Genomic DNA, 2,908 nt, shown 5'->3' with positions numbered 1-2,908 from the left:
CGTTCATCATTGATATGAGGCATAGCATGAAATACAATGTCATTAAACATCAGCATCTCATAACCCTGTTCAAAAACTGCTTTAACATTGTCTAAAGTACTTAGTGCTTCTAAGATAGGTGAAGAGGTAGTAGTACGAGGAGTTGAGTGGTTCCCCGCTATGATGATAAGAGGTATATTTAGCTCTTCAAGTCTTTTAAGTTGTGTGAGAGCAAAGGTTATAGCACGGTTAGAAGGGGAAGCACGGTGAAAAAGATCACCAGTGTGTATGACATAGTCAGGCATCTCAAGTATAATAGCCTCAATGACATCTTTAAATGCTTCATAAAAGTCTGCTTCACGTTGATTGACACCCTTGTCGTTAGTGATATCTAAATCAGTAAAGCCAAGATGGGTATCGGAAAAATGTATGATCTTCACTATAATTATCCACTTGTTTTATATATTATATCTATGTAATGTAATATTCATGTCATATGTATATTCAAAAAAGTTAATTTTTTATAATGATGGAATTTTAGATGAACAATTATCTGTGTATTATTGACCTTTACACCTCTTTCAAACTCAATCCCACCTTATTCTTCTCCAAATCTATACTTATCACCTCAACACGAGGTAAATACTGATTGACACTCAACACTTCAAGTGGATGAGCGATGCGTTTTTGGCTCATCTGGGAGATATGTATCATCCCGTCATTTTTCAGTCCTATGTCCACAAAAGCACCAAAGTCAGCGATGTTTCGTACTATTCCTGAAACGATACTTCCTTCTCTTAGACTATGTATGTCTGTTAGCCCTTGTTTAAAAGGAATGCCAGGCAAGTCTTCACGTGGGTCAAACCCTGGTTTTGCCAACTCTTTGATGATGTCTTGTAAGGTGATCTCACCTACACCTAACTCTTTGGCTATACTTTTTATGTCACTCACATCATCATACTTTTCTAAGGCTTTGGCTACTGCATAACTCTCCGGGTGTATACCTGTATTATCAAAGACACTTTTACCCCCACGTATACGCATAAATCCAGCTGCTTGTTCATATGCCTTAGCACCTAAACCTTTTACCTTTAACAAAGCCTTCTTTGAGTCAAAGATACCCACATTCTCACGATGTTTCACTATGTTTTCTGCCACAGTGCTACCCAGACCCGCTACATTTGAAAGTAATGAAGCAGATGCAGAATTCACATCTACCCCTACTGCGTTTACCAAACGTTCCACATTTTCATGAAGTTTACGCTCCAACAACTTTTGGTCAACATCATGCTGGTATTGTCCTATGCCTAAGCTTTTAGGGTCTATCTTTACCAGTGTTGCCATAGGATCACGCAAACGACCAGCGATGGATATGGCACCACGTATAGTTACATCCAAGTTCGGGTATTCTTTGGCAGCTACAGATGATGCAGAGTAGACAGATGCTCCTGCTTCAGAGACTACAGTATAAGGAAGTGTAAGTCCATCAGCGTTCAGTTTTGCAAAAAATTCTTGCGTTTCATTAGAAGCGGTACCATTACCTATGGCAACCCCCTGAATATTGTACTTTTTAACCAGTTTAGCAACTACATCACGTGATTTTTCATACTCGTCTCGTGGAGGTACGGGGTAGATAACGGCATGGTCCAGATATGTACCATTTTCATCTATAACTGCTAGTTTACAACCAGTACGATAGGCAGGGTCTGCACCTAGAAGTACTTTACCTACTACAGGTGGGCTCATAAAAAGTTGCGTTAAATTCTTGCCAAATACTTCTATAGCAGAGGCATCTGCTTTTTCTTTGAGCAGTCCAGACACCTCACGTTCTATAGAGGGGTAGAGTAAACGTTTAAAACCATCTTTATAGGCATCAAATAACAAAGTTTTAGAACTTCCCATATACTCTTTTAGTTTATAGCGTTTAAGCGTATCTAGGTAACGTTCTGTATCTATCGTTAGTTTGACAGAGAGTTCTTTCTCTTTTTCTCCTCTTTTGATAGCTAAGTAGCGGTGGGAAGGGATGTAGGCTATCTTTTCACTGTGAGATTTATAGTTTTTAAAGCTTCCATTTTCTTGAAAGGTTTTCGTACCTTTCACTTCTATACTCCCATGACGTTGTACCATATCACGTAATACTTCACGTTCTTTGGGCATCTCAGCATAACGCTCTGCGACGATGTCTTGAGCCCCTTTGAGTGCCTGTGCTACATCTTTTACCTCAGCACGGACAAAACGTTTGGCTTCACTCATAAAAGCCTCTTTACTTAGCTTGGCTGACTGTAGGGTATTTGCAAGTGGTTCTAATCCTTGTTTTATGGCTGTAGCTGCCCTGGTGTTTTTCTTCTCTTTGTAAGGTCTGTATATGTCTTCTAATGTTGTCATAGTTGGAGCAGCATCTATCTCTGACTCCAGCTTAGCATTAAGCTGTTCACGCTCTTTAAGAATGTGGAGTATCTCCTCTTTACGCTCCAAGAGTCTCATCGCACTCAGATACACATCGTTAAAAAGACGTAACTGCTCATCATCAGCCCCGCCGGTAAGCTCCTTACGGTAACGCGCTATGAAAGGAATAGTATCTCCTTTATCCAGGAGCATTAAAATATTTTGTATTTGTTTTTCGTTGAGAGTTGTTTTACTTGCTAGTAGAGCTGTAAGCTTTTGCATAGATAAAGTTCCATATTTTTATGGAAGTTTACCTATATTCATCTAAAATATACTGTGAGGGTATTACTTCTTAGATATATTATCTACCGCTTTATCTATCTCACCTAAAAAGCTTTCTATTTTCTTTCCCAGATCTTCAACAAAACTTTTTGTTTTTTCCAGATCAATGTTGATATTTTCTTTGTCTATCTTGATGCCAACATTTTCAGCCATATCTACTTTACCCTCAGAGATATCCTTTTGAATATTTTGAGCCGTATCT

General features: G+C 38.8%; 3 protein-coding genes. All 3 read right to left on the bottom strand.

Annotated elements, in window-relative coordinates; translation table 11 throughout:
- The coding region (locus tag ABYK33_RS15095; protein WP_373034139.1) for an exonuclease SbcCD subunit D at positions 1 to 419 on the bottom strand (419 nt) is incomplete at its 3' end.
- Positions 420 to 549: 130 nt separating this feature from the next.
- A complete protein-coding gene (locus tag ABYK33_RS15090; RefSeq protein WP_373034138.1) occupies positions 550 to 2,646 on the bottom strand; it encodes a helix-hairpin-helix domain-containing protein in 2,097 nt (698 codons plus the stop codon).
- Positions 2,647 to 2,709: 63 nt separating this feature from the next.
- On the bottom strand, positions 2,710 to 2,908 hold a 199-nt coding region (locus tag ABYK33_RS15085; protein ID WP_373034137.1), incomplete at its 5' end, for a hypothetical protein.

This window comes from Sulfurovum sp., from assembly GCF_041562805.1.
Taxonomy (GTDB): Bacteria; Campylobacterota; Campylobacteria; order Campylobacterales; family Sulfurovaceae; genus Sulfurovum.
Note: the sequence above shows the minus strand (reverse complement) of the source record. Positions and strands in the feature narration are given on the sequence as shown.